General features: G+C 70.9%; 26 protein-coding genes. 18 read left to right on the forward strand and 8 right to left on the reverse strand.

The annotated features are described in order from the left end of the window. Window positions 1-102: 102 nt before the first annotated feature. The 3 genes from ACFVYN_RS13865 (at window position 103) to ACFVYN_RS13875 (ending at window position 2,160) form a co-directional block, all read left to right on the forward strand. A complete protein-coding gene (locus ACFVYN_RS13865) occupies window positions 103-1,308 on the forward strand; it encodes a cytochrome P450 (protein WP_389997161.1) in 1,206 nt (401 codons plus the stop codon). A gap of 152 nt (window positions 1,309-1,460) precedes the next feature. After that, window positions 1,461-1,913, forward strand: coding sequence for a DUF5707 domain-containing protein (locus ACFVYN_RS13870; protein ID WP_389997163.1), 453 nt, complete (start codon window positions 1,461-1,463; stop codon window positions 1,911-1,913). A gap of 16 nt (window positions 1,914-1,929) precedes the next feature. Further along, complete coding sequence (locus tag ACFVYN_RS13875; RefSeq protein ID WP_389997166.1) at window positions 1,930-2,160, forward strand: hypothetical protein; 231 nt, start codon at window positions 1,930-1,932, stop codon at window positions 2,158-2,160. Here ACFVYN_RS13875 and ACFVYN_RS13880 read toward each other — a convergent pair whose 3' ends face one another. Beyond that, entirely contained in the window at window positions 2,161-2,403 is a 243-nt protein-coding gene (locus ACFVYN_RS13880) for a hypothetical protein (protein WP_389997169.1), read from the reverse strand. Between the two features lie 66 nt (window positions 2,404-2,469). After that, window positions 2,470-3,978 (reverse strand): APC family permease, encoded by a 1,509-nt coding sequence (locus tag ACFVYN_RS13885; RefSeq protein WP_389997171.1) that lies wholly within the window; start codon window positions 3,976-3,978, stop codon window positions 2,470-2,472. Window positions 3,979-4,127: 149 nt separating this feature from the next. On the opposite strand from ACFVYN_RS13885, the gene ACFVYN_RS13890 reads away from it, so the two are divergent. The 7 genes from ACFVYN_RS13890 to ACFVYN_RS13920 all read left to right on the forward strand — a co-directional run bounded on the left by ACFVYN_RS13890 (window position 4,128) and on the right by ACFVYN_RS13920 (window position 11,223). Next, window positions 4,128-5,516 carry an ethanolamine ammonia-lyase subunit EutB gene (locus tag ACFVYN_RS13890; protein WP_389997174.1) on the forward strand — a complete coding sequence of 463 codons (1,389 nt, stop codon included), beginning with the start codon at window positions 4,128-4,130 and terminating at the stop codon, window positions 5,514-5,516. After that, the gene (gene eutC, locus ACFVYN_RS13895) at window positions 5,513-6,262 is read left to right on the forward strand and encodes an ethanolamine ammonia-lyase subunit EutC (protein ID WP_389997177.1); all 750 of its coding nucleotides are present in this window, start codon (window positions 5,513-5,515) and stop codon (window positions 6,260-6,262) included. The genes ACFVYN_RS13890 and eutC overlap by 4 nt, the downstream gene beginning before the upstream one ends. Window positions 6,263-6,430: 168 nt before the next feature. Then, on the forward strand, window positions 6,431-6,946 hold the full coding sequence (locus ACFVYN_RS13900; protein ID WP_389997179.1) for a SigE family RNA polymerase sigma factor: 516 nt from the start codon (window positions 6,431-6,433) through the stop codon (window positions 6,944-6,946). 53 nt (window positions 6,947-6,999) lie between these two features. Next, window positions 7,000-7,437, forward strand: coding sequence for a hypothetical protein (locus ACFVYN_RS13905; protein ID WP_389997182.1), 438 nt, complete (start codon window positions 7,000-7,002; stop codon window positions 7,435-7,437). A 243-nt stretch (window positions 7,438-7,680) separates the two neighbouring features. Further along, window positions 7,681-7,926: a hypothetical protein gene (locus ACFVYN_RS13910; RefSeq protein WP_389997185.1), complete on the forward strand. Its 246-nt coding sequence runs from the start codon at window positions 7,681-7,683 to the stop codon at window positions 7,924-7,926. Next, window positions 7,923-8,675 carry an ABC transporter ATP-binding protein gene (locus tag ACFVYN_RS13915; protein ID WP_389997187.1) on the forward strand — a complete coding sequence of 251 codons (753 nt, stop codon included), beginning with the start codon at window positions 7,923-7,925 and terminating at the stop codon, window positions 8,673-8,675. The genes ACFVYN_RS13910 and ACFVYN_RS13915 overlap by 4 nt, the downstream gene beginning before the upstream one ends. A 7-nt stretch (window positions 8,676-8,682) precedes the next feature. Next, on the forward strand, window positions 8,683-11,223 hold the full coding sequence (locus ACFVYN_RS13920) for an FtsX-like permease family protein (protein WP_389997190.1): 2,541 nt from the start codon (window positions 8,683-8,685) through the stop codon (window positions 11,221-11,223). Window positions 11,224-11,256: 33 nt separating this feature from the next. Here ACFVYN_RS13920 and ACFVYN_RS13925 read toward each other — a convergent pair whose 3' ends face one another. Next, window positions 11,257-12,105, reverse strand: a complete 849-nt coding sequence (locus tag ACFVYN_RS13925) for a diacylglycerol kinase (protein ID WP_389997193.1) — start codon at window positions 12,103-12,105, stop codon at window positions 11,257-11,259. Between the two features lie 188 nt (window positions 12,106-12,293). Between ACFVYN_RS13925 and ACFVYN_RS13930 the strand changes: the two genes are divergently transcribed. The 4 genes from ACFVYN_RS13930 (at window position 12,294) to ACFVYN_RS13945 (ending at window position 18,346) form a co-directional block, all read left to right on the forward strand. After that, window positions 12,294-13,577, forward strand: a complete 1,284-nt coding sequence (locus tag ACFVYN_RS13930) for an adenylosuccinate synthase (RefSeq protein WP_352387670.1) — start codon at window positions 12,294-12,296, stop codon at window positions 13,575-13,577. Window positions 13,578-13,726: 149 nt separating this feature from the next. Then, the gene (locus ACFVYN_RS13935) at window positions 13,727-15,547 is read left to right on the forward strand and encodes a bifunctional metallophosphatase/5'-nucleotidase (RefSeq protein ID WP_389997196.1); all 1,821 of its coding nucleotides are present in this window, start codon (window positions 13,727-13,729) and stop codon (window positions 15,545-15,547) included. Window positions 15,548-15,746: 199 nt separating this feature from the next. Continuing rightward, window positions 15,747-17,006 carry a DUF3500 domain-containing protein gene (locus ACFVYN_RS13940; RefSeq protein ID WP_389997198.1) on the forward strand — a complete coding sequence of 420 codons (1,260 nt, stop codon included), beginning with the start codon at window positions 15,747-15,749 and terminating at the stop codon, window positions 17,004-17,006. Continuing rightward, window positions 17,003-18,346 carry a HupE/UreJ family protein gene (locus ACFVYN_RS13945; RefSeq protein ID WP_389997201.1) on the forward strand — a complete coding sequence of 448 codons (1,344 nt, stop codon included), beginning with the start codon at window positions 17,003-17,005 and terminating at the stop codon, window positions 18,344-18,346. Before ACFVYN_RS13940 ends, ACFVYN_RS13945 begins: the two co-directional genes overlap by 4 nt. Before the next feature lie 15 nt (window positions 18,347-18,361). On the opposite strand, the gene ACFVYN_RS13950 is transcribed toward ACFVYN_RS13945, so the two are convergent. Next, window positions 18,362-18,655: an SCO4225 family membrane protein gene (locus tag ACFVYN_RS13950; RefSeq protein ID WP_389997204.1), complete on the reverse strand. Its 294-nt coding sequence runs from the start codon at window positions 18,653-18,655 to the stop codon at window positions 18,362-18,364. Window positions 18,656-18,870: 215 nt separating this feature from the next. Between ACFVYN_RS13950 and ACFVYN_RS13955 the strand changes: the two genes are divergently transcribed. After that, window positions 18,871-19,164, forward strand: coding sequence for a hypothetical protein (locus ACFVYN_RS13955; RefSeq protein WP_389997208.1), 294 nt, complete (start codon window positions 18,871-18,873; stop codon window positions 19,162-19,164). A gap of 23 nt (window positions 19,165-19,187) precedes the next feature. Here ACFVYN_RS13955 and ACFVYN_RS13960 read toward each other — a convergent pair whose 3' ends face one another. The 3 genes from ACFVYN_RS13960 to ACFVYN_RS13970 all read right to left on the reverse strand — a co-directional run bounded on the left by ACFVYN_RS13960 (window position 19,188) and on the right by ACFVYN_RS13970 (window position 22,144). Next, complete coding sequence (locus ACFVYN_RS13960; RefSeq protein ID WP_007383594.1) at window positions 19,188-19,838, reverse strand: hypothetical protein; 651 nt, start codon at window positions 19,836-19,838, stop codon at window positions 19,188-19,190. A gap of 156 nt (window positions 19,839-19,994) precedes the next feature. Continuing rightward, entirely contained in the window at window positions 19,995-20,696 is a 702-nt protein-coding gene (locus ACFVYN_RS13965; protein WP_389997211.1) for a GntR family transcriptional regulator, read from the reverse strand. 92 nt (window positions 20,697-20,788) lie between these two features. Next, complete coding sequence (locus tag ACFVYN_RS13970) at window positions 20,789-22,144, reverse strand: aspartate aminotransferase family protein (protein ID WP_389997214.1); 1,356 nt, start codon at window positions 22,142-22,144, stop codon at window positions 20,789-20,791. 140 nt (window positions 22,145-22,284) lie between these two features. On the opposite strand from ACFVYN_RS13970, the gene ACFVYN_RS13975 reads away from it, so the two are divergent. From ACFVYN_RS13975 to ACFVYN_RS13985, 3 genes are read left to right on the forward strand one after another with little or no spacing between them, the layout of a single operon-like run. Further along, window positions 22,285-22,890, forward strand: a complete 606-nt coding sequence (locus ACFVYN_RS13975) for a type 1 glutamine amidotransferase family protein (RefSeq protein WP_389997322.1) — start codon at window positions 22,285-22,287, stop codon at window positions 22,888-22,890. Beyond that, window positions 22,887-23,345 (forward strand): MarR family winged helix-turn-helix transcriptional regulator, encoded by a 459-nt coding sequence (locus ACFVYN_RS13980; RefSeq protein WP_389997217.1) that lies wholly within the window; start codon window positions 22,887-22,889, stop codon window positions 23,343-23,345. The genes ACFVYN_RS13975 and ACFVYN_RS13980 overlap by 4 nt, the downstream gene beginning before the upstream one ends. Before the next feature lie 49 nt (window positions 23,346-23,394). Then, window positions 23,395-23,673 carry a hypothetical protein gene (locus ACFVYN_RS13985; RefSeq protein WP_389997220.1) on the forward strand — a complete coding sequence of 93 codons (279 nt, stop codon included), beginning with the start codon at window positions 23,395-23,397 and terminating at the stop codon, window positions 23,671-23,673. An 18-nt stretch (window positions 23,674-23,691) separates the two neighbouring features. On the opposite strand, the gene ACFVYN_RS13990 is transcribed toward ACFVYN_RS13985, so the two are convergent. Further along, window positions 23,692-24,417 carry an SLATT domain-containing protein gene (locus ACFVYN_RS13990; RefSeq protein ID WP_389997222.1) on the reverse strand — a complete coding sequence of 242 codons (726 nt, stop codon included), beginning with the start codon at window positions 24,415-24,417 and terminating at the stop codon, window positions 23,692-23,694. Between the last annotated feature and the right edge of the window lies 1 nt (window position 24,418).

Consider the following 24,418-nt stretch of genomic DNA (forward strand, 5'->3'; position numbering starts at 1 on the left):
CGTGCCACCCTCTCCTTCCCCACCCCCGTCTTCACCGCCCTCATCGACCACCTGAAAGAACACCCCTGGTCAGACGCCCGCATCAGCGGCTAGCGTCGCCGCATGACCGCCTTCGATCCCTGGGACCCGGCGTTTCTCGCCGACCCGTACCCCGCTTACGCCGAGCTCCGCGCCCACGGCCGGGTGCAGTACTTCGAGCCGACGAACCAGTGGCTCGTCCCGCACCACGCGGACGTCTCCGCGCTGCTCAGGGATCGCAGGCTCGGGCGGACGTACCAGCACCGGTTCACGCACGAGGACTTCGGGCGTACGGCACCGCCGGCGGAACACGAGCCGTTCCACACGCTCAACGACCACGGGATGCTCGACCTGGAGCCCCCGGACCACACCCGGATCCGGCGCCTGGTGTCGAAGGCGTTCACACCGCGTACGGTCGAGCAGCTGAGGCCGTACGTGACCAAGCTGGCCGGTGAGCTGGTGGACCGGCTCGTGGCGGAGGGCGGCGGCGATCTGCTCACCGATGTCGCCGAACCGCTCCCCGTCGCCGTGATCGCGGAGATGCTGGGGATCCCGGAAGCGGACCGGGCGCCGCTGCGGCCCTGGTCGGCGGACATCTGCGGGATGTACGAGCTGAACCCGCCGGAGGACGTGGCGGCACGGGCGGTACGGGCCTCGGTCGAGTTCTCCGACTACCTCCGCGACCTGATCGCCGAGCGCCGCAAGAACCCCGGGGACGACCTGATCTCGGGGCTCATCGCCGCGCACGACGAGGGCGACCGGCTCACCGAGCAGGAGATGATCTCCACCTGCGTCCTGCTGCTCAACGCCGGTCACGAGGCCACCGTGAACGCCACGGTCAACGGCTGGTACGCGCTGTTCCGCAACCCCGATCAGCTCGCGGAACTGCGCGCGGACCACTCCCTCGTTCCCCGGGCCGTCGAAGAACTCATGCGCTACGACACCCCCCTCCAGCTCTTCGAACGCTGGGTCCTGGACGAGATCGAGATCGACGGGACGACCATCCCGAGAGGTGCCGAGATCGCCCTGCTCTTCGGCTCCGCCAACCACGACCCGGCCACCTTCCCGGACCCGGAACGCCTCGACCTCACCCGCGCCGACAACCCGCACATCTCCTTCAGCGCCGGTATCCACTACTGCATCGGCGCCCCCCTGGCCCGTATCGAACTGGCCGCCTCCATGACGGCCCTGCTGGACAAGGCCCCGACGCTGACCCTGGCGGCGGAGCCGCGGCGCAAGCCGAACTTCGTGATCCGGGGGCTGGAGGGACTGCGCGTCCACACCGCTTGACGGGGCTGACACGGCTGACGCAACAGGCCTTACTCAGACCGCAGTTGAGTACGCGTGCTCATACCCGGCGCTCTCCGCGCGGCCAGTATGGGACCCACGGCGCCGGCAAGAGCGCCGGTGGGATCCAACTGAGCTTGTCAGGAGAATTTCTCATGTCGCGTCGCATCGTTGTCTCGGTCGCTGCCGGTGTCGTCGTCCTCGGAGGTGCCGGGGCCTTCGCCCTCGCCTACGCCGGGGACCAGTCGCCGGCGCTGTCCCACAGCACCGCCCGCTACACGGCTCCCGCCGCCGACCGCGACGGCTCGTTGACCTTCACCACCGACGTCACGACGTCCTCCGACCTCAAGAGCGTGAAGGTGGTGGCCTGGCCGGCGAAGTCGGAGTTCGCGAAGAAGGGGCTGACGGCCAAGGACATGGCCGGTGTCGAGTCCGCCGTCTGCAAGCCCTCGGGCGGGGACGTCGAGCGGTGCACCTACAAGGTCGCCGTCACTCGCGCTGATGCCGAGGGGTCCCCGAAGGGGCAGTGGCACGTGGCCGTCCTGGTCACCGCCAAGGACGGCGACACGACCCTGGACACCAAGGCAGCCGACTTCACGGTCGCCTGAGCCGGACGTACCCATCATGGTCGCCAACGAGTCATGGCGGATGTCGGTGGACGGCGAGGAGTTCGAGGTCAGCCAGCCGGAGGGCAAACCGGGCACCTACAACTTCACATGGCTGACCGGGCCCAACCCCGGGTACGGGTTCGGGTTCAGCACCCACCCACCGGTGCCCTCCGACAGAGAGGACCTGGAGGAGGCGGTGCGGGACTTCCTCTCGCAGGTGGACCCCGACACCGGACACATCGAGTGATCACCGGTGCCGGGCCGCCCGCACCAGCAGGGTGACGATCAGGACCGGGAGGAACGCCCCTCCCAGCACCACGAACGGCAGTTCCGTGAGCAGCACCGAGAGGTCCATGCCCTCGTTCTCGAAGGCACCGCCGAGGTGGCGGCGGGTGCGGGGCATGGACAGCCACAGCAGCGGGGCCGCGGTCGCCCCCACTGCCGACAGCGCACAGCCCCCGCAGGTCATCGCGTCCACGCGCCGTTTCATGGAGACGCGTCCACTCGCCGCTTCATGCAGAGAGGGACGCGTGGACCGGACCCGGGGTTCGGGCCCCTAGCGCTCCTTCGTCTCCTCCAGCACCGTCCGCCCCAGCAGCAGATACCGCTCGGGCGACCGCCGCTTCAGGTACTGCGCGTACCCGATGCCGAGTGCCGCGACCAGCGCCACCAGCCACGGCGTGGCCTTCAGCACCAGCGAACCGGACTCCGTGCCGGCCGCCGCGCTCATGTTGGAGACCAGCAGGACGACCACCGCGAGCATGGCGATGCCGCCGACCAGCGGGGCCGTCAGGGTCCGGAACCAGTGGCGGCTCTCCGGGTGGTGCGTGCGGAAGTACGCCAGCACCGCGAAGGAGCACACGGCCTGCACGATCAGGATCGCCATGGTGCCGAGGATGGCGAGCAGGACGTACGTCCCGCTGTACGGGTCCTTGCCGGCCGCCCAGAACGCCAGCAGGAGTACGGCCGTCACGATCGTCTGCACCAGGCCCGCGACGTGCGGGGAGCCGTGCCGGGGGTGGGTGCGGCCGACCGTGTGCTTCAGCGAGGGCAGGGCGCCCTCGCGGCCCAGCGCGTACATGTAGCGGGCGGCGCAGTTGTGGAAGGCCATGCCGCAGGCCAGCGAGCCGGTGATCATCAGCCACTGCATGACGTCGACCGCCCAGTGGCCGACGTACTGCTCGGTGGGGCCGAAGAAGAGCTGGAGGGGGTTGGCGGTGGCGACCTTGACGGCGTTCGACTCGCCGGTGCCCGAGATCGCCATCCAGGAGACGAAGACGTAGAAGACGCCGACGCCCAGGACGGAGATCATCGTCGCCTTGGGGATGATCTTCTTCGGGTTGCGGGACTCCTCGCCGTACATCGCCGTCGACTCGAAGCCGACCCACGACCAGAAGGCGAAGAAGAGGCCGAGGCCGGCGGAGGTGCCCTTGAAGGCGTTGACCGGGTTGACGGGATCGAGGCTGAAGCCGTTCGGGCCGCCGCCGTGGAAGGCCACGGAGATCGCCATCGCGGCGAGGACCGTCACCTCGGTGGCGAGGAGGACCACGAGGAGCTTCTCGGCGACCGAGACGCCGAACCAGGTGCCCGTCGCGTTGACCGCGAGCATCAGGATCGCGAACGCCCACCAGGGGATGTGCACCCCGGTCTGGTCCTTCAGCGTGCCCGTCGCGAACGTCGAGAAGATGCCGATGAGCGCCGGCTCGAAGACGACGTACGCGAAGGTGGCGAGCAGTCCCGAGGCGAGGCCCACCGTGCGGCCGAGGCCGTAGGAGATGAAGCCGTAGAAGGCGCCGGTGGAGGTGATGTGCTTCGCCATCGAGGTGAAGCCGACGGAAAAGATTGCCAGGACGACCATTGCGACGAGATAACTCGCGGGCGCGCCTATGCCGTTGCCCGCCGACACCATGAAGGGCACGTTGCCCGTCATCGCGGTGATCGGCGCGGCCGTCGCCACGGCCATGAACACCACGCCCAGCAGACCGATGGCGTTGGGCTTCAGCCGGTGAACCGTGCCTTCCTCATCCGTGTTCGCCGCCGGGGCGACTCCCTCGTCCACTGCCATCGGGTGGCCCCTCTCCTTGCCCGTCCACTACGTTCCGAACCGGAACTCTGTGCCCCGAATGAGTCGGGCAAGGGTCTCGGGGCGTTAAATGTTTGTCAACCAGACCTTTAGAAATCTGACCGCAACACGCGGCTCGTAGCGTCCTCGCCATGAGCTACACGTCCGTACTCGGTGGTCGACACCACCGCTTCGACACCCTCGCCCGTCTGCTCGCCGCCGCGAGTCCCGAACGCTCCGGTGACCGGCTGGCCGGACTCGCGGCCGCCTCCGAACAGGAGCGGGTGGCCGCGCGCTGGGCGCTGGCGGACGTGCCGCTCGCCACGTTCCTGGCCGAGCCGCTGATCCCGTACGAGACGGACGACGTCACCCGGCTGATCCTCGACACGCACGACACGGCCGCCTTCGCGCCGGTCGCGGGGCTGACGGTGGGCGAGTTCCGGGAGTGGCTGCTGTCCCCGGGCGCCGACGCGGGGGCGCTGGCCGCCCTCGCGCCCGGGCTCACGCCCGAGATGGTCGCCGCGGTCTCCAAGCTGATGGGTAACGCGGACCTGGTCGCCGTGGCCCGCAAGGTGCGTGTGGTCACCGCGTTCCGCTCGACGATCGGGCTGCCCGGGCGGCTGGCGACCCGGCTCCAGCCCAACCACCCGACCGACGACCCGGCGGGCGTGGCGGCGGCTCTCCTGGACGGACTGCTGCTGGGCTCCGGTGACGCGGTGATCGGCATCAACCCGGCGACCGACAGCCCGAAGGCGGTACGGGATCTGCTGGAACTGCTCGACGGGGTGATCCAGCGGTACGCGATCCCCACCCAGTCCTGCGTGCTGTCCCATGTGACGACGAGCGTGGATCTCATGGCCCGGGGCGCCCCGGTCGACCTGGTCTTCCAGTCGATCGCGGGGACCCAGGCGGCGAACGCGTCCTTCGGGGTGACGCTGGGGCTGCTCGACGAGGCGTACGAGGCTGCGCTGAAGCTGGAGCGCGGGACCGTCGGCCAGAACGTCATGTACTTCGAGACCGGGCAGGGCAGCGCCCTGTCGGCGGACGCGCACCACGGGGTGGACCAGCAGACGGTGGAGGCCCGGGCGTACGCGGTCGCGCGGCGCTACGACCCGCTGCTCGTGAACACGGTCGTCGGCTTCATCGGCCCGGAGTACCTCTACGACGGCCGGCAGATCCTGCGCGCCGCCCTGGAGGACCACTTCTGCGGCAAGCTGCTCGGCCTGCCCATGGGCCTGGACATCTGCTACACCAACCACGCCGACGCGGACGACGACGACATCGCCACGATGCTCACGATGCTCGGCGTGGCCGGCGCGTCCTTCGTGATCTGCACACCGGGCGGCGACGACATCATGCTCAACTACCAGTCCGCCTCCTACCACGACGCGTTGTACCTCCGGGAGGTGCTGGGGCTGCGCCCGGCACCGGAGTTCGAGGCGTGGCTGGAGTCGATCGGACTGCTGGACGAGCGGGGGGCGATCAGGGACGCGGCGGGCGGACATCCGCTGACGGCTATCGGAAGGGAGCTCGCGGCATGAGTCAAGTAGCGCTGAACGAAGGCGAGTTGTGGTCGTCCCTGCGTCGCCACACACAGGCCCGCATCGGCCTCGGCCGCGCCGGCTCCGCCCTCCCCACCCGGCACCGGCTGGAACTCCAGGCCGCGCATGCGGCGGCCCGGGACGCGGTGCACTCGCCGTTCGACCCGGACGCGGTCGTGGCGGGACTGGCGGGGATGCCGACGGTACGGGTCCGCAGCGCGGCCCCCGACCGGCTCACCTACCTCCAGCGACCGGACCTGGGCCGCCGCCTCGACCCCACGGACCGGGCCCATCTGCCCACGGGGGAGTGGGACGTGGTCTTCGTCGTCGCCGACGGGCTGTCCAGCCGGGCGGTGCACGAGCACGCGGCGGCGGTCGTACGGCGGACGGTGGAGCGTCTGCCGTCGTGGTCCGTCGCTCCGGTCGTCCTCGCCGAGCAGGCTCGCGTGGCGCTGGGTGACGACGTCGCCTCCGCGATGGGGGCGGCCATGGTGGTGGTGCTGGTCGGGGAACGTCCCGGGATGTCGGCGGCGGACTCGCTGGGGGCGTACCTGACGTACCGGCCGGTGCGGGGTGTGACGACTGACGCCGACCGTAATTGTTTGTCGAACATCCGGCCGCCGGCGGGGCTCTCCTACGAGGGGGCGGCAGGGAAGCTGGCGGGGCTGATGGGGCGGGCCCGGGAGCTGGGTGCCACGGGGGTGGCGTTGAAGGACGAGTCGGACGCGGTGGCTCCGCTGGCGTAGGGCCTCTCCTCTCCTCTCCTCTCCTCGACGCCGGACGGGCTGGAATCAGCCCGTCCGGCGCTTGACGTTCTCGACGGCGCCGGGGCCTGTGACTCAGGTCTCATCGTGCGCGTGCAGCAGATCCCGGGCTGTCTCCGTCGAGGAGGGGTGACAGGAAGGGAGGAGCGTGTGGAGACGGATTTCGACGGTTTCGTCGCCGCCCGGTCGGCATCGCTGTTCCGGGGCGCCCTGGTCCTGACGGGGAACCGCGACGCCGCCGAGGACCTGGTCCAGGAGACCCTGGAGCGGGCCTGCCGAAAGTGGCGCACGATCTCCGCCAAGGACGCCCCGGAGGCTTATGTCCGGCGGATCATGGTCAACCTGGCCAACGACCGCTGGCGCCGCTTCCGCCGTACGACTGTGCAGGCGGACGGCCCCGACCGGGCCGCCCGCGGCGACGAGTACGGACAGGTCGACAGCAGGGACCAGTTGGTGCGCGCACTGCAGCAACTGCCCATGCGGATGCGGACGGTGGTGGTGCTTCGGTACTTCCACGACCTCTCGGACACCGAGATCGCGGCCGACCTGGGCGTCTCGCCAAGCACCGTGCGCTCCCAGCTCGCCCGGGGGATCGAGAAGCTCAGAAACCAGTTCCCCGCACTCTCCGACCCTTCACCACGGCAGCACACGGAAGGAATCCGATGACTTCGTACGGCGACGCGCGGCCTTCTGGCTGCACACCTTTCGAAGAGGAACTGATGAACGCCATGAACGGCTACGCGAACTCCGCCGAGGCACCCGACTTCGACGCACCGACGATCATGCGCCGCACCCGGCGCCGCCGGACCGTCGGCATCGCCGCCGTCGCCGCAGCCCTCCTCGTGGGTGGTGGGGGAACCGCTCTGGCCACCTCGGTCGCGGGCGGCTCGCACCAGGCGGCGAGCAGCACGGTCACCAAGAGCGACGCCACCACCCTGCTGTTCGACGACCACGGGGTGACCATTCCGATCGACTTCTCGCGCCTGGACCTGGTGTTCGCGAAGCAGCAGCTCCTGAAGACACAGACCAAGCTCGGCACCGTCACCAAGAAGGCCGTCAAGAACTGCAAGCCCGGTTCGGTGGTGGGTGTCGACCCGCACGCCCCGAAGATCGTCAAGTCCGGGGACACGGTCAACCTGACCCTGTGCTCCGGCTGATCGTCCTCCGGTTGATCGTCCTTCGGCTGATCCGAGACGCCCGCCCCTGCGCCAATCAGGGGCGGGCGTCCGTCACATCGTCGCACCGCGAGGCGCACAAGCAGGGTGCCCGGGAGCCGGGAGGTACAGCCTGCTGTACCTCGAACCGGGCGGACCGCGGGATCGGCCGAGGGGGGTCCTGATCCATAGCGTCGGTGGGGTGACGGCAGGAGCCGTACGCGGGGCCCGACTTGAGGAAGAGCCATGACGCACCCGAACCCCTACCGGCTGACCGATCCGCTCGCCGATCCACCCGCCGACGGCCCGAGCCGCGTCTCCCGCGGGGACGTCCTGCGCTCGGTGCTGTGGGCGGCGGTGGTGGTCAGCACCGTCGCCAACATGGCCGCCTCCTACGGCGGCGCCCGCACCTGGGTGCACCTGCTGTGCGGTGCCGTCACCGTGCTCTGTGCCGGCACCCTGGTCGTGCGCAACCTGCGGGGACACAAGTGAGCGCCCCCGTCGTGCCGCTCACCGTGCGGCAGACGCCCGCCATCGCGCTGGAGCGGGTCAGCAAGACGTACGCGGGCGGGGTGCGGGCCCTGGACGACGTGTCGCTCAGCGTGCGGCGCGGCACCTTCCTCGCCGTCATGGGGCCCTCCGGCTCCGGCAAGAGCACCCTGATGCACTGCGCCGCCGGGCTCGACTCCCCGACCACGGGCAGCATCCGGATCGACGGCCGCGAGATCTCCGGGCTCAACGAGACCCGCCGCACCGAACTGCGCCGCGAGCGCGTCGGTTTCGTCTTCCAGGCCTACAACCTGATCCCCTCCCTCAGCATCGAGGACAACATCACGCTGCCGCTGCGCCTCGCGGGCCGCCGCCCCGACGCCGACTGGCTGCGCACCCTGGTCGAGCGGGTCGGTCTGGCCGACCGGCTCACCCACCGCCCGGCCGAGCTCTCCGGCGGTCAGCAGCAACGGGCCGCCGTCGTAAGGGCGTTGGCGGCTCGTCCGGCCGTCGTGTTCGCGGACGAGCCGACCGGCGCGCTCGACCTGCGCAGCGCCCACCAGGTCCTCGACCTCCTGCGTGACCTCGTCGACGACCTCGGGCAGACGGTCGTGATGGTCACCCACGACCCCGCCGCCGCGGCCCGGGCCCACCGCACCCTCGTCATGGCCGACGGCTGCGTGGTCGACGCCCTGGACGCGCCCACCGCGCCCGAACTCGCGGACCGGCTCGTCGCGCTGACGGAGAGGTAGAGCGACCATGTTCCCTCTCGCGGTACGCATGGCCGCCCACCGGATCACCGCACTGCTCGCCGTGGCCTGCGCGGTCCTCGGCGGCGCCATACTCATCACGGTCACCGGCGTCCTCGCCGAGTCCGGCGTGCGCTCCCACCTGCCGCCTGGCCGCCTCGCCGGCGCGGACGTCGTGGTGGCGGCCGGCCAGGAGTTCCGTCCGAGCGGCGACCTGCCCATCGCCCTGCCCGAGCGGGCCACCGTCCCGGCCCGGCTCACGGACCGGCTGGCCGGGCTGGACGGCGTCACCGCCGCGGTCGGCGCCGTCGACTTCCCGGCGGCTCTCGTCGACGCCCACGGCCAGGTCGTACCGGCCGGTGACGACCCCCGGACGGCGGGCCACGGCTGGTCCTCGACGAAACTGCTGGCCGCGCCGCACATCGAGGGCCGGGCCCCGGCCGGTTCCGGCGAGATCGCCGTGGACACCGCCGCCGCCGCGGCGGCCGGGATCGAGGCGGGCGACCGGGTCGAGGTCGTCGCGGACGGGCGCCCCGCCACGCCCTACCGCGTCTCCGCCGTGGTCGGCACACCGGGCGCGGGCGTCTTCTTCGCCGACGCCACCGCCGTACGGCTCTCCGGCCGGGCCGGTGACGGGCCGCGCGCCGGCACCGTCGACCTGATCGGCCTGAAGACCGCGCCCGGGGCCGCCGACCGGGTCGCCGAGGCAGTCCGTGAGCAGGTGGCCGGCACCGGTCTGAAGGTCGTCACCGGCGGCGACCGGGGCAACGTGGTCTCGCCCGGCATCGGCGCGGCCCGCTCGCTGCTCATCCTCCTGTCCGGTTCGCTCGCCGGGGTCGTGCTGCTCATCACCGGGTTCGTCACGGCGGGCGCGCTGGGCGTGGCGATCGCCGGGCAGCGCCGCGACCTGGCGCTGATGCGGGCGGTGGGAGCGACGCCGAGGCAGATACGGCGACTGGCCGCCGCGCAGTCGTCCGTCGTGGCGGCCGTGGCCCTCGTCCCCGGCGTGGCGCTCGGCTACCTGCTCGCGGGCCGGTTCCACGACGTACTGGCGCACCGGGGCGTCCTGCCCGCCGAACTCCCCCTGACCGTCAGCCCGTTGCCCGCCCTCGCCGCCCTGGTGCTGACCGCCGCCTCCGTGCAGCTGTCCGCCCGGGCCGCGTCCTGGCGCACCTCGCGCATGCCGGCCACCGAGGCGGTCGCCGAGTCCCGCAGCGAACCGCGCACCCCGTCCCGCGTGCGCACCCGCACCGGCCTGCTGCTCTTCGCCGCCGCGAGCACCCTGTCCGTCGTCCCGCTGTTCTCGCGCACGGTCATCGGCGCCTCGGCCACGTCCCTCGCGGGCATCCTCGGCGCGATCGGCCTGGCCCTGGCCGGGCCCGCCCTCATCAAGGCGCTGGGCGACGCGGCGGTCCGGCGCACCCGGGCCGGGGTCTCCGCGCCGAGCTGGCTCGCGACGGCCAACCTGCGCGCCTACGCCCAGCGCAACGCCGGGATCGTCAGCCCCCTCGCCATGGCGGTCGTCTTCGTCCTGACGTACGCCTTCGCCCAGACCACCGTCATGGCCGCCACCTCCCACGACACGGACACCGGCACCCTCGCCCAGTACCGGCTCACCGCGCCGGCGCTGGGCGGTCTGCCCGAGGTCACGCTCACCGCCGTACGGAACACGCCGGGCGTACGGGCGGCCGCGCCGGTCACCACGACCACGGCCGTGTGGCAGTACGAGCAGTTCGGCGACCCGGACACCGAGTCCGTGTCCGCGATGATCCTCACGCCGGACACGACGGACGTCCTCGACCCCGGCGTACGGGACGGCGGCCTCGACCGGCTCACCGGCGCCACCGTGGCCGTGAGCAGCGACGCGGCCCGCACCCGCGGCGCCGGGACCGGGAGCCGGGTGCACCTGGTCCTCGGCGACGGAACGCGGGTCGTCGCCCGGGTCGTCGCCGTCTACTCCGGGGGCCTGGGCTTCGGCCCGGTCGTCCTCTCCCGCGACCTGGCGGCCGGTCATACGACGACGGACCGGGCCCAGAGCGTGCTCGCGCGCACCGACGGCACGGCCGAGGCCGGACAGCGGCTCGCGGCACTGGCCACCGCACGTCCCGGCCTGACCCTGAGCACCACGCGGGCCACGCCCGGCGGGAGCGACACCCCGCCCGAGGTGTGGATCAACCTGGTCGTGATCGTCGTACTGCTCGCCTACCTGCTGCTGAGCATCGCGAACAAGCTGGTCGCGGCGACCGCCCAGCGCCGCACGGAACTCGCGGCCCTGCGTCTGGGCGGCACCACGCCCGGCCAGATCCGCGCGATGATGCGCCGCGAGGCCGCCGTCATCGCCGCCGCCGCGCTCGCCGGAGGCCTGCTGCTGTCCGCGCTGCCGCTGGCGCTGCTGGGTCAGGGGTTCCTGGGTCGGCCCTGGCCCGCCGGCCCGGTGTGGCTCCTGCCTGCTGCCGCGCTCACGGTGATCGTGACGGCGTTCCTCACCATGGAACTCCCCACCCGCCGCGCGCTGCGCATACCGCCGGCGGAGGTGATCCGCGCGCAGTGAGTCCAGCGGCCGGGGGTCTGGGGGCTCCGCCCCTCACCGCCCCGGCAACATCAACCCCAGCGCCCCCTCCCGCACCGTCCAGGTCCGTCTCCGTACCGGTCCGCCCACCCCCGCGTCCGCCCGGTAGCGGAAATCCGCCCCGGTGACCGTCACCGTCCTGCCGGTGGCCAGCAGGGGGGAGGCCTCCGCCCCGACCGACAGCCGGCGTACCTCCACCGAGGCCAGGCCGCCGCCGGAGCCCGGGGTCACCGAGACCGCCTCCAGGGGTTGGTCCAGGTCCACCAGGGTCACCCCGTCCACCTCCACCCGCAGCCGCGAGGGCCCGGGAAGGGCGGGCGCGGGCTCCCGGGCGGGACGGGCCGGCACCAGGGTCCGTACGAGGGACTGGCAGGTCCGCAGCCAGGGCCGCGCGGCCTCCGCCGGTTCCTGACGTGCGGCCGGCGCGGGGATCCGCAGGGCTCCGAGGACCACCCCGTCGCTGTCGTCCACCAGCATGTCCAGGCGCCGCTCGGCCCCGTCCAGGACCGCCCGCGCGGCCGCCACCGCCCCCATGGGCACCCCCAGCGCGTGGGCGACGCCCAGGACCGGGCCCACCGGCACCATCGACAGCACGCATCCGGCCAGCTCTCGCTGCCGGTGCAGCAGCAGCACCGCCCGCATCAGGGCACGGTCGTCCCCGACGATGACCGGCCGCCGGGAGCCCCGCCGGGCCAGTGCCCGGGCGAACTCCTCGGGCCCCTCCGGCAGACACACCTTCGTCGCCGCACCCGCGCTGAGCACGTCTTTCACGATCCGTACGGACTCGCCGTCCGTCTGCCGGGCGACCGGGTCGATCACCACCAGCAGGTGATCAGAAGTCGCGGAAGTCGCCACCTCGGCCATGCCTCGCTTCCTCGGGTAGCATCTTTGTGCAAGAGCCCCTTGCGCTATTGCGCCAGGGGCTTCGTCTATTCCGGGGCATCCGGGTCCGACGGACAGCGGCCGACGACGGCCGTGGTGCACGCGACGGAGGAACCGTACGCGTACGCCCCCGACCTTGGACATGCCCCGCCCGGAAGGGGTGTACGCGCGTGCCCGCACTTGTGCTGCTCGGTGCTCAGTGGGGTGACGAAGGCAAGGGAAAGGCAACCGACCTGCTCGGTGGCTCGGTGGACTATGTGGTGCGCTACCAGGGCGGCAACAACGCCGGCCACACGGTAGTCGTGGGCGATCAGAAGTACGCCCTCCACCTCCTCCCTTCCGGAATCCTGTCTCCGGGGTGCACCCCGGTCATCGGCAACGGTGTCGTCGTCGATCCGTCGGTCCTGTTCTCCGAGCTGAACGGACTGAACGACCGCGGCGTCGACACCTCCAAGCTCCTGATCAGCGGCAACGCCCACATCATCACGCCGTACAACGTCACCGTGGACAAGGTGACGGAACGCTTCCTCGGAAAGCGCAAGATCGGTACCACCGGTCGCGGCATCGGTCCCACCTACGCGGACAAGATCAACCGTGTGGGCATCCGCATCCAGGACCTGTACGACGAGTCGATCCTGACCCAGAAGGTCGAGGCGGCCCTCGACGGCAAGAACCAGCTCCTCACCAAGGTCTTCAACCGCCGGGCCATCGAGGTCGGCCAGGTCGTCGAGGAACTGCTCGGCTACGCGGACCGGCTCAAGCCCTACGTCGCCGACACGGTCCTGGTCCTCAACCAGGCCCTGGAGCAGGACAAGGTCGTCCTGTTCGAGGGCGGCCAGGGCACGCTCCTGGACATCGACCACGGCACGTACCCCTTCGTCACCTCCAGCAACCCCACCGCGGGCGGGGCGTGCACGGGTGCGGGCGTCGGCCCCACGAAGATCAGCCGGGTCATCGGCATCCTCAAGGCCTACACGACCCGTGTCGGTTCGGGCCCCTTCCCGACCGAGCTGTTCGACGCGGACGGCGACGCCCTGCGCCGCATCGGCGGTGAGCGGGGTGTCACCACCGGCCGTGACCGTCGCTGCGGCTGGTTCGACGCGGTGATCGCCCGGTACGCGACCCGCGTCAACGGCCTCACCGACTTCTTCCTCACCAAGCTCGACGTGCTCACCGGCTGGGAGCAGATCCCGGTCTGTGTCGCGTACGAGATCGACGGCGAGCGCGTCGAGGAGCTCCCCTACTCGCAGACCGACTTCCACCACGCGAAGCCGGTCTACGAGTACCTGCCGGGCTGGAGCGAGGACATCACGAAGGCCAAGACCTTCGCCGACCTCCCGAAGAACGCCCAGGACTACGTGAAGGCGCTGGAGGAGATGTCCGGCGCCCCGATCTCCGCGATCGGCGTGGGCCCGGGCCGGGACGAGACGATCGAGATCAACTCGTTCCTGTAAATCCCTTTTGTTCGCAGGCTGTTGGGCCGGTCATGGACTTCCTTGACCGGCCCATGGCTTGCTCCTGGTTCCGCGCGTGACCGGCGGGACGCGACTATCTACGCGGGTAGTTCCGTCTCGCCCGCCTCTCCCCCTCCAGGAGCCCCGCCATGCCCGTCAGTCCCCTGAACCGTCGTGCGTTCGTCAAGAAGTCGGCCGTCACCGGTGCGGCCGTGGCCGTCGCGGGGTCGGTGGGCGCGCCCGCCGCCGAGGCCGCCGAGCGCACACCGGTGCCGCCGGTCAAGAAGAACCGCACCTGGTCGTTCTCGATCCTCGGCACCACCGACCTGCACAGCCACGTCTTCGACTGGGACTACTACCTCGACAAGGCGTACTCCGACAGCAAGGGCAACTCCGTCGGCGTCGCCCGGGTCGCCACGCTGATCAAGCAGCAGCGCGCGGCGAAGGGCGAGGAGCACGTCCTGCTCGTCGACGCCGGCGACATCATCCAGGGCACCTCCCTGGCCTACTACTTCGCGCGCGTGCAGCCCATCACCGACAAGGGCGCCCCGAAGCACCCGATGGCCGTCGCCATGAACCACATGCGCTACGACGCCGCCGCCCTCGGCAACCACGAGTTCAACTACGGCATCGAGGTGCTCAGGAAGTTCGAGAGCCAGTGCCGCTTCCCGCTCCTCGCCGCCAACGCCCTGGACGCGAAGACACTGAAGCCCGCCTTCCAGCCGTACACGGTCAAGCGCATCTGCGTCCCCGGCGCCCCCGACATCAAGGTCGGCATCCTCGGCCTCACCAACCCCGGCATCGCCCTGTGGGACAAGGACAACGTCAGCGGGAAGATGGTCTTCCCGGGCCTGGTCGAGCAGGCGAAGAAGTACGTGCCCCGGCTGCGCGCCCTCGGCTGTGACGTCGTCTTCCTCACCGACCACTCGGGCCTGGACGGCAGTTCGTCCTACGGCGACGAGCTCCCGTACGTCGAGAACGCCTCCAACCTCGTCGCCCAGCAGGTCCCCGGCATCGACGCGATCCTGGTCGGCCACACCCACGTCGAGGTGCCGTCGTACACCGTCAAGAACGACGAGACCGGCGAGGACGTCCTGCTGTCGGAACCGTACTGCTGGGGCTACCGGCTCAGCGTCTTCGACTTCGAGCTGGAACTCGTGCGCGGGCAGTGGAAGGTCACCAAGAAGACCGCCCAGACCCTGAACCCCCACACGGTCGACGAGGACCCGGAGATCAGAAAGCTCCTGGAGGCCGACCACGAGCTGGTCGTGAAGTACGTCAACACGGCCGTCGGCACCTGTACCGAGGACCTCTCGGCGGCGGAGTCCTGCTGGAAGGACGTCCCGATCATGGACTTCATCCACCAGGTCCAGATGGACACCGTGAAGGCCGGCCTGTCGGCGTCCGACGCCGCCCTGCCCCTCATCTCGGTCGCCGCGCCCTTCTCCCGCACCGCGGACATCCCCGCGGGCAGCGTGACCATCAAGGACATCGCGGGCCTCTACATCTACGACAACACCCTCTACGGCAAGAAGCTCACCGGCGCCCAGCTCAAGGACTACCTGGAATACGCGGCGAAGTACTACCACCAGGTGCCCGCGGGCACGGCCGTGGACACCGCGACGCTGACCAACGCCAACAGCTTCTGGGACTACATGTACGACACCGCCGCGGGCGTCTCGTACGACATCGACATCGCGGCGGCCGAGGGCTCCCGCATCAAGAACCTGTCCTACAACGGGACTCCGGTCGCGGGCGACCAGGTCTTCGTCGTCGCCGTCAACAACTACCGGGCCAACGGCGGCTCCGGCTACCCGCACATCGCCGCCGCCGACATCGCCTACAGCTCCACCAACGAGATCCGCCAGCTGATGATCGACTACGTGACCTCCAAGGGCGCGCTGGACCCGAAGGACTTCGCGGTCGCCAACTGGAAGCTGACGCAGGGCGGTACGGCGGTCTTCTCCTGAAGTCGTTGAAGTTTCGCCAACTGAAGGCGCGATAAGCGCAGCCTGTCAGCAGGCCATGCTTATTTCTTCGATATGCGTCGCAATTCTCCCAAAGGGGACGTGGTTCGGACGCGCGCGCATTGAGCTGTCAACAATTTTGCTGATAGTTCTCTGGTCCAGCGCGCGCGTCCATCCCAACCATCGTCCCCAGGGAGTGTTCGTGAGCAGGGAAAGAACCAGTCAGGCGCGCAGGCGGCGCACATGGCGGGCCGTGGCCGGAGCCGCCGCCGGTGTCGTCCTCGTCGGTGGCGGATTCGTGGCGGCGAACGCCGCGACCCCCGGCACCACGAAGGCGGCGGCCCACTTCGCCGTGAACAAGAAGGCCACCGGCACCGCCGCCGTGGTCAGCGCCGCCAACGCGTTCCTCAACACGCTCGACTCCGACCAGCAGGCGGAGACGGTCCTGGATTTCAGCCAGGCCAACGCGACCGCCTGGTCGAACCTGCCGTGCGGCGGCAACTGCCGGCCCGGCATCCAGACCGGCTCGCTGTCCGAGGACCAGCTCACCGCCTTGCAGAACGTGTTGAAGGTCGCGCTGGGGTCCGGCAAGGACACCGGCTACGAGCACGTGATGCAGACCCTCGAGGCCGACGAGGTGCTCGCCTCCGCGCAGAGCACCAGTTCCTCGTCCGCCGCCCCGACGGGCGCCCCCTCGGCCGACCCGACGGCCAGTCCCACGGCCACGGGCGTTCCCACCGGCGTCCCGACCGGCACCCCGCCCTCGGGTGGTCCCGGAGGCGGTGGCGGCGGTGCCGGAGGTGGCGGTTACGGCAGCGGCGTCTACTTCCTGGCGTTCCTCGGCACCCCCTCGGCGACCGGCACCTGGCAGCTGCACTTCGGCGGCCACCACCTCGCCGTGAACATCACCTACAAGGACGGCAAGGTCGCCGGCGCCAGCCCGTTCTTCAGCGGCGTCGAGCCCACCACCTGGACCGCCGACGACGGCACCACGTACTCCCCGATGGCGAGGTTCCGCGACGGCCTGCTCAAGTTGACCGGCAGCCTGACCACCGAGCAGCTGGCCACCGCCAAGCTGTCCGAGTCCTTCGGTGACGTCCTGCTCGGCCCGGGCAAGGACGGCCAGTTCCCGGCGACCAAGGAGGGCATCAAGGTCAGCACTCTGTCGGCCAGGCAGAAGAAGCTGGTCCTGGAGGCCATCCACCCCTGGGTCGCCGACGTGGACGACGCCACGGCGAAGAAGCTCATGAAGACGTACGAGCACGAGCTGAACCAGACCTACGTCAGCTACTCCGGCGGCACCGGCCTGGACACCCAGGGCGACTACGTCCGGATCGACGGTCCCAGCGTGTGGATCGAGTTCGTCTGCCAGGACGGCGTGGTCTACCGGGACCAGATCCACTACCACACCGTGTACCGGGACCACACCCGCGACTACGGCAGCGAGTTCTCCTTCTCATGACCGGACCGCGAAACTGGCTGACCACAGCGCTCCGCTGGGTTGCCGGGATCGCGATCGCGGTACCGGCGGCGCTCCTTCTCGGGGCGTCGCCGGCCGCCGCGCATCCGATGCCGCACTCCGTGGTCCTGCTCGACGTGTACGAGCACTCGGTCTCCGCCCGCCTGGAACTGCCCGTCGGGGAGTTCACCCGGGCCAGCGGGATCGACGTGTCCGACAAGACGCTGACCGCCCGCACCGGCGCCATCCGCGCCTACCTGGTCCAGCACCTCCACCCGACCGCCACCGACGGCGGCACCTGGCAGGTCACCATCGGCCGCCTCACCCTCAGCCGCACCGAGCAGACCGACACCGGCGAGTACCGCGAGCTGGTCGCCCAGGCCGAACTCACCCCGCCGGCCGGCGCCGACGTGCGCCACTTCACCTTCGGCTACGACGCCGTCGTCCACCAAGTGATCACGCACACCGTCCTGGTGACGGTGCGTCAGGACTGGGCCGCCGGGCAGGTCGACGGCGAGGGCACCACACAGGTCGGCACGATCCGCGTCGACACCCGGACCATGAAGGTCCCGGCGCTGAAGGTCGACCTCGGGGCGGGCAGCGCCTGGCGGGGCTTCGTCGCCATGCTCGAACTCGGCGGCGACCACATCCTCACCGGCACCGACCATCTGCTGTTCCTGCTCATCCTGCTGCTGCCCGCACCGCTCGCGGCAAGCGGAGGGCGCTGGAACGGTCTGGTGGGCCCGAGGAAGGCCCTGGCCCGCATCGGCCGGATCACGCTCGCCTTCACCGCGGGGCACTCCGTCGCACTGGCCGCCACCGCGCTGGGCCACCTGGACATCCCGGCCTGGCCTGTCGAGGCGTTCATCGCGGCCAGCATCCTGGTCGGCGCGATCCACGCCGTCCGCCCCCTCTTCCCCGGCAAGGAGGCACTCGTGGCCGGGGTCTTCGGGCTCGGCCACGGCATGGCGTTCTCGTTCGTGCTGGCCGAGATGCACCTCAGCACGGGCCAGTTGGTGACCAGCCTCCTCGGCTTCAACCTCGGCATCGAACTGGTCCAGCTCCTGCTGGTGTGCCTCGCCCTGCCCTCGCTGCTGGTGCTGGCCCGCCTCAGGGTCCAGCCCGCACTGCGGCTGACCGGCGCGGCGCTCACCGGCACCGCGGCCCTCGGCTGGCTGGCCGACCGCCTCGGCCTCGCCAACCCCGTGGCCCGCGCAGCCGACGGCGCCGGCTCCCACACCACGCTGCTGCTGGCCGGCCTCGCGGTGAGCGCGGCGGCGGCCACGGCCTGGGCCCTGCTCACCCGCCAACAGGCCCCGGCCGACCCGGTTCCGGCGGTATGACCGCGGGGCGGACCTCTACCGGGCGGCCGTGGGGCGCGGACGGCGACCGGAGACGCTCCGGTACGCCGCCCCGAGCGCGGCCGCGTTCACCACGGCCCCCACGACGATCCCGGCCCAGGCCCACGCCCCCGGCAGCATCACGAACAGCAGCGAGGCGGGGGCCGTGACGAGGAACGCCCAGACCCCGGCGAGGCTCGCGTCGGCGTGGCCGACGAACAGGGCGTCCACGCCGACCCAGCCGAGGACGGCGGCCACGACGAGCAGGTAGCCGAGAGCGAGCGGGTTGAGGAAGTGGCGCGAGCGGTTCATCGAGATCCCCCTGGAAGTCTGCGTGGAGCGGTGGGCTCCGCCCGTGCTCTCCACGATGCCGCCGCCCGCTGCTCGCCGCCTGAGTAGCGGTACTCAACCTCCACGTGGTCGTACCAGCGCGCTTCCTACATGGCCTGCAACAGGGAGAAATGCCGCATTCAGGCATAGTCTTGGACCGTGCATCCCAGCCTGTCGATCTGAAGAAGGTGAGTGCGATGCGCGTACTGCTCAAGGTGTGCATGGACACGGAGAAGGCGAACGAAGCCATCAGCCACGGCACCCTGTCGAAGCTGATCGAGGCGTCGATGGAACAGATCAAGCCCGAGGCGACCTACTTCACCGCCGAGAACGGCCGGCGCACCGCCTACATGGTCTTCGACATGCAGGACAGCTCACTGATGCCGGTGATCAGTGAGCCGTTCTTCCAGAACCTGGGTGCCGAGATCACCTACACCCCGGTGATGAACTACGAGGACGTCCAGAAGGGGCTCTCCCAGTTGGGCCGCTGACACTCGGCCGCCTTCAGCCGCTCTCAGCTGAAGATGATCATCGATCCCTGGGCGAGACTCCGGGTCGCCGCCGCGTGCAGCCCCAGCCAGACGTGGCGCTCCCGGGCGAAGGGACTGGGGTCGTACGGCGCGGGGACCGCCGGTTCCTCCAGTTCCGTGGGGGCGCGCGGCGGCTCGGGGGGCGCCGGCGGGTTGGCCGGATCGATGCCGATCACCGGGGCCACGAACTCCAGCTCCCGCAGCAGGGCCTGCGAGGAGCCCAACGGGCCGCCACCCGCGAGGAGTTCGTCGTTGGCGAGGGGGTGCGGGAAGTCGACGGGGACGTACGCGCCCGCGTGGTCGTAGTGCCAGACCAGATGGGACTGCTGGGCCGTCGCCTCGAACATCTCCAGCAACTGCTCGTAGTCACCGCCCAGTTCGTCCACCGGAGTGACCGGGAGCCCGCAGACCTGGAGCAGATAGGCGCGGCGCAGGAAGTGCAGGGCGTCGTAGTCGAAACCGGCCACCGGGGCGACCTCGCCGGACAGTCCCGGCATGTACTGGTACACCGGCACCGGCGGCAACCCGGCCTCGGCGAGCACCTTGTTGTATTGCGCGAGTTCCTCGGCGAACGGGTTGTCCGGGGTGTGGCACAACACGTCGACAAGGGGCACCAGCCACAGGTCACAGGCCAAAAGACAGCTCCTCGGATACTCGCGGTGCGCGGATATCGTCACACGGTGGTCAGGGAAGGGTAGTCGCTCAAGTCCCCTGGCGGGGCCCCTTGTGCGGGTCGTGATGACGGGTCGTTGTGACGGGTCGTGCTGGTCCCTTACCCGTGCCGGGGGCCGTCAGTCGCCGGTGAGGCCCTCGATGAGGGTCAGATAGTGGCCGTTGTAGTCGCCGAGGAGCTCGCGGGCGGTCTTGGTGTCCCGCTGGTACAGCGCGTCGGCGACCTCGGGGTGCGCGGACCACAGGCGGCCGCGCAGATCGGTGAGCCGGCGCAGGTGCTGGACCGTGCACACCCAGGTCTGCACACGCAGCCGGTGCAGGAAGTCGGCGAGGTAGGGGTTGCCGAACAGGATGCTCAGCTCGCGCCAAAAACGCAGGTCGTAGCCGATCAGCACGGTCAGGTCGCCCGCGCTGGCGGCCCGCTGGGCCTCCTCGCCGCGCCGCCGTACGCCCGCCACGGCCGCGGCGGTACGCGGTTCGTCCAGCTCGTCGAAGACGCGGTGACCGGAGTCGAGCGCCTGGAACATGCCGTCCGTGACCAGGTTGCGGGCCTCGATCATGCCGCGGAAGTCGGCGAGGGAGTACTCGTGCACATGGAAGCCGCGGTGCTGGTCGGCCTCCAGGAGCCCCTGCGCGGACAGGTCCACGAGGGCCTCGCGGACCGGGGTCGCGGAGACGCCGTACTGCTCGGCGATCTCCTTCACCGTGAACTCCTGCCCCGGCTGCAGTCGCCCGGCCAGTACCTCGTCGCGCAGCGCGTCCGCGATCTGCTGCCGCAGTGTGCTGCGGGTGACGGCACCGTTACCGTTGCTGCCGGGCATCGTCGGGGCGCCTCCCTCGCGCAGGTGCAGATGGCGTGCTCGTACATATGTCTACGGGCACGCCACCTTACGCGTTCGAAGGAGCGGGAGTTTTACTCCGTGTATTCGTCCGCCACGCAGAGCGCGGTGTCCAGCGCGGCGAGCCCTTCCTTCAGTTCGGCCTCGCCGACATTGCACGGCGGCACGACATGCGTCCGGTTCATGTTGACGAACGGCCAGATGCCCTGCTTCTTCGCGGCGGCCGCGAACGCGGCCATCGGGGCGTTCGCCTCGCCCGCCGCGTTGTAGGGCACGAGCGGCTCGCGGGTCTCCCGGTTCTTCACGAGCTCGAGCGCCCAGAACATGCCCACGCCCCGCACCTCGCCGATGCTCGGGTGCCGCTCGGCCAGCTCCCGCAGCGCGGGCTCCAGGACGGCCGTACCCAGGTGCCTGGCGTTGTCGACGACTCCCTCCTCCGCCATGACGTTGATCGTCGCGACGGCGGCGGCGCAGGCCAGCGGGTGCCCGGAGTAGGTCAGCCCGCCGGGGTAGGGCCGCTTCCCGAAGGTCTCCGCGATCGCGCCGGAGATGGCGACACCGCCGAGCGGCACGTACCCGCTGTTGACGCCCTTGGCGAAGGTCATGAGGTCGGGCGTGACGTCGAACAGGTCGGCGGCGAACCACTCACCGGTGCGCCCGAACCCGGCCATGACCTCGTCCAGGACGAAGACGATCCCGTACTTGTCGCAGATCTCGCGGACACCGGCGAGGTAGCCGGGCGGCGGGACCATGATCCCGGCGGTGCCGGGGATGGTCTCCAGGATGATCGCGGCGACGGTGGCAGGACCCTCGAAGGCGATGGTCGTCTCCAGGTGCTCCAGCGCCCGCGCGGTCTCCTGCTCCTCGGTCTCGGCGTAGAAGCGGGACCGGTACAGAAAGGGCGCCCAGAAGTGCACGACCCCGGCGGAGGCGCTGTCGGAGGCCCAGCGACGGGGGTCCCCGGTGAGGTTGACGGCCTGCTGCGTACCCCCGTGGTACGAGCGGTAGGCGGCGAGCACCTTGGGCCGCCCGGTGTGCAGCCGGGCCATGCGCACGGCGTGCTCCACCGCGTCCGCGCCGGCGTTGGTGAAGAAGATCTTGTCCAGATCCCCGGGCGTCCGCTCGGCGATCAGCCGGGCCGCCTCCGACCGGGCCTCGACGGCGAAGGCGGGCGCGAAGGTCGTCATCGTCGCCGCCTGCTCCTGTATCGCGGCGACGACCTTCGGGTGCTGGTACCCGATGTTGGTGTAGACGAGCCCGCTGGTGAAGTCGAGATAGCGGTTCCCGTCGTAGTCCCAGAAGTGCGACCCCTCCGCACCGGCGACGGCGAGCGGGTCGATGAGCTCCTGCGCGGACCAGGAGTGGAACACATGAGCACGGTCCGCGGCCTTCACGGCGGCGCCGACCTCGGGGTGTGGCTGAGGGGTCATGCGAGTGAGCGTAAATGTCCGCGATGCGGAAGCGGTATCGGCGTCCTGTCTGTGGACGGGGGCTTTCCGCGACAGGTTGTCCAGGCCGAACGATTGACAACATGCTGTCGAAATGACAGCATGTTGTCATGAATGGTGTAGTGAATGCGAAGCCAGTGCATCTCGCCGTCTACGACACCTGGGCCGACTGGGAGACGGGGCACGCCACGGCCTACCTCGCCCGCGCCGGACACGAGATCCGGACCGTCGGCCCGACCCGCGAGCCGGTGACCTCCATCGGCGGCCTGCGGATCCAGCCCGCGTGCGCCCTGGACGACGTACGCCCCTCCGACAGCTCCCTGCTGATCCTCCCGGGCGCCGACCTGTGGGACGCGGGCGACGACCTCGCCCCCTTCGCCCGCAAGGCGCGGGAGTTCCTCGACGCCGGGGTCCCCGTCGCCGCGATCTGCGGGGCCACCGCGGGACTCGCGCGCGAGGGGCTGCTCGACGACCGGGCGCACACCAGTGCCGTGTCCTTCTATCTGGCGGCCACGGGGTACGGCGGCGGCGAGCGGTACGTCGACGCGGACGCCGTGACCGACGGCGCCCTGATCACCGCCGGACCCACCGAGCCCGTCGCGTTCGCCCGGGAGATCCTCCGGCTGCTCGGGGTGTACGAGGGCGAGGTGCTGGACGCCTGGTACCGGCTGTTCCACGACTCCGACCCGCAGGCGTACGCCGTGCTGCAGAAGGCGGCCGCCGAGTGAGCCGGGAACGCCAGGACCTGCTCAGCCGCAGTGCCCTCGGGGTGTTCCGGCTCAACGGCCAGTTCCTCGCCGTGGCCGAGGAGTTGGCGGGCCCCTCCGGACTCACCGCCGCCTGGTGGCAGGTGCTCGGCGCGGTGCTCCGGGAGCCGCTCACGGTCGCCGGGATCGCCCGGGAGATGGGCATCACGCGGCAGAGCGTGCAGCGGATCGCCGATCTGCTGGTGGAGCGGGGGCTGGCCGAGTACCGGCCCAACCCGGCCCACCGGCGCGCCAAGCTCCTCGCGCCGACGGAGGAGGGGCGGGCCGCCGTGCGGCGGATCGACCCGGGTCACGCGGCCATGGCCGACCGGCTCACGGATGCCTTCGGGGAAGCCGAACTCGCGGAAGCCGTAGGGGTTTTGGAGCGACTGTCCAAGGTACTCGACCAGATCTCGACGGGGGACGGACGGACGTAGAGACTGGTCCTCTGTCGGGCAGGTGTGCGGTATCGGGGGAGGGCCTGCGATGGAGATGCCGGAGGAGCACGCCTCTGCCGATCCCGAACATCACGACTCGCGGGACCGCCACTCGCCCGGCACATACCTGATCCCGTTCGCGCCGGAGCCGGAGCCGGAGCCGGAGCCGGAGCCGGAGGGGGAAGCGGGGTACCGCAGCCGCTCCGTCACGGCCGCCCTCGTCGCCGTCGCGCTGGTGGTCGCGCTGGGCGCCGGCGGCACGGTCTACGCCGTCCTGGCCGACGAGGGCCCCGCCGCCACCCCGACGGTGCCGTCGGTATCGCCCTGAAAACCCCCTCCGCACTCCTCAGCGGGGCTCCGGCGGCCGCTGCCGGGGCATGTTCGGGCGGGCCGGTGGTCCCGGGGGCAGCGGGAAGCGCCCCTGCGGGCCCCCGGGGTCCTGGCGTCCCCCCGAGGTCACCGCCCCCTGGATGCCCATCGGAGCGGAGCCGTTGCGGAACTCCACGATCCAGTCGGCCGTCTCCACCCGGATCAGCTCCGTCACGTCCTCCGAGAAGCGGCGCAGGACGCCCAGGCAGCGCTCGGTGGCCTCGGCCGCCGTGCCCTCCGTGGGGCCGAGCACCTCGCGGACGCTCTCCGAGGCCCAGTCGAACTGGAGGGCGAGCAGGCGGCGCTGGACGGCCTGTGCGGTGGCCACGTCCCTTATCCAGCCGGAGGTCACACCGAAGAAGCGGTCGACGGCCACGCAGGCCACCGCGAGGAGGAGCGCGAGATAGCCCCAGGGCGCGAGTTCGGCGCCCACCACTCCGGTCAGCCCCAGGAGCGGCAGCACGGCCCCGGTCACCGCCCCCGCCGCGGCCCCGCCCCGCAGGGCCCGCGCACAGCGTCGTTTCCCCACCCGGTCCGCGAGATACCAGGACGCCGTCTCCAGCGCCCCGTGCTCCACCCACCGGTACAGCTCATCCAGCCGTACGGCGGGCTCGCCCCAGTCGCCGAGCGGAAACGGCCGCCCGGCCAGATCGGCCCGTCCGTCCTGGGGCGGGCCCTCGGGCTGCATCTCCGGCTGACCCACC

Source organism: Streptomyces sp. NPDC058307, assembly GCF_042880295.1.
In the GTDB taxonomy this organism is placed as follows: Bacteria; Actinomycetota; Actinomycetes; order Streptomycetales; family Streptomycetaceae; genus Streptomyces.

Excerpts from the sequence above, each read along its gene's own strand:
- ACFVYN_RS13890 (WP_389997174.1), top strand. The coding sequence starts at position 4,128 with ATGAGCTACACGTCCGTACTCGGTGGTCGACACCACCGCTTCGACACC.
- ACFVYN_RS13950 (WP_389997204.1), bottom strand. The coding sequence starts at position 18,655 with ATGAACCGCTCGCGCCACTTCCTCAACCCGCTCGCTCTCGGCTACCTG.
- ACFVYN_RS13925 (WP_389997193.1), bottom strand. The coding sequence starts at position 12,105 with ATGGCCGAGGTGGCGACTTCCGCGACTTCTGATCACCTGCTGGTGGTG.
- ACFVYN_RS13875 (WP_389997166.1), top strand. The coding sequence starts at position 1,930 with ATGGTCGCCAACGAGTCATGGCGGATGTCGGTGGACGGCGAGGAGTTC.
- ACFVYN_RS13920 (WP_389997190.1), top strand. The coding sequence starts at position 8,683 with ATGTTCCCTCTCGCGGTACGCATGGCCGCCCACCGGATCACCGCACTG.
- ACFVYN_RS13955 (WP_389997208.1), top strand. The coding sequence starts at position 18,871 with ATGCGCGTACTGCTCAAGGTGTGCATGGACACGGAGAAGGCGAACGAA.
- eutC (WP_389997177.1), top strand. The coding sequence starts at position 5,513 with ATGAGTCAAGTAGCGCTGAACGAAGGCGAGTTGTGGTCGTCCCTGCGT.
- ACFVYN_RS13880 (WP_389997169.1), bottom strand. The coding sequence starts at position 2,403 with ATGAAACGGCGCGTGGACGCGATGACCTGCGGGGGCTGTGCGCTGTCG.
- ACFVYN_RS13935 (WP_389997196.1), top strand. The coding sequence starts at position 13,727 with ATGCCCGTCAGTCCCCTGAACCGTCGTGCGTTCGTCAAGAAGTCGGCC.
- ACFVYN_RS13970 (WP_389997214.1), bottom strand. The coding sequence starts at position 22,144 with ATGACCCCTCAGCCACACCCCGAGGTCGGCGCCGCCGTGAAGGCCGCG.
- ACFVYN_RS13865 (WP_389997161.1), top strand. The coding sequence starts at position 103 with ATGACCGCCTTCGATCCCTGGGACCCGGCGTTTCTCGCCGACCCGTAC.
- ACFVYN_RS13985 (WP_389997220.1), top strand. The coding sequence starts at position 23,395 with ATGGAGATGCCGGAGGAGCACGCCTCTGCCGATCCCGAACATCACGAC.
- ACFVYN_RS13870 (WP_389997163.1), top strand. The coding sequence starts at position 1,461 with ATGTCGCGTCGCATCGTTGTCTCGGTCGCTGCCGGTGTCGTCGTCCTC.
- ACFVYN_RS13965 (WP_389997211.1), bottom strand. The coding sequence starts at position 20,696 with ATGCCCGGCAGCAACGGTAACGGTGCCGTCACCCGCAGCACACTGCGG.
- ACFVYN_RS13905 (WP_389997182.1), top strand. The coding sequence starts at position 7,000 with ATGAACGCCATGAACGGCTACGCGAACTCCGCCGAGGCACCCGACTTC.
- ACFVYN_RS13945 (WP_389997201.1), top strand. The coding sequence starts at position 17,003 with ATGACCGGACCGCGAAACTGGCTGACCACAGCGCTCCGCTGGGTTGCC.
- ACFVYN_RS13885 (WP_389997171.1), bottom strand. The coding sequence starts at position 3,978 with ATGGCAGTGGACGAGGGAGTCGCCCCGGCGGCGAACACGGATGAGGAA.
- ACFVYN_RS13910 (WP_389997185.1), top strand. The coding sequence starts at position 7,681 with ATGACGCACCCGAACCCCTACCGGCTGACCGATCCGCTCGCCGATCCA.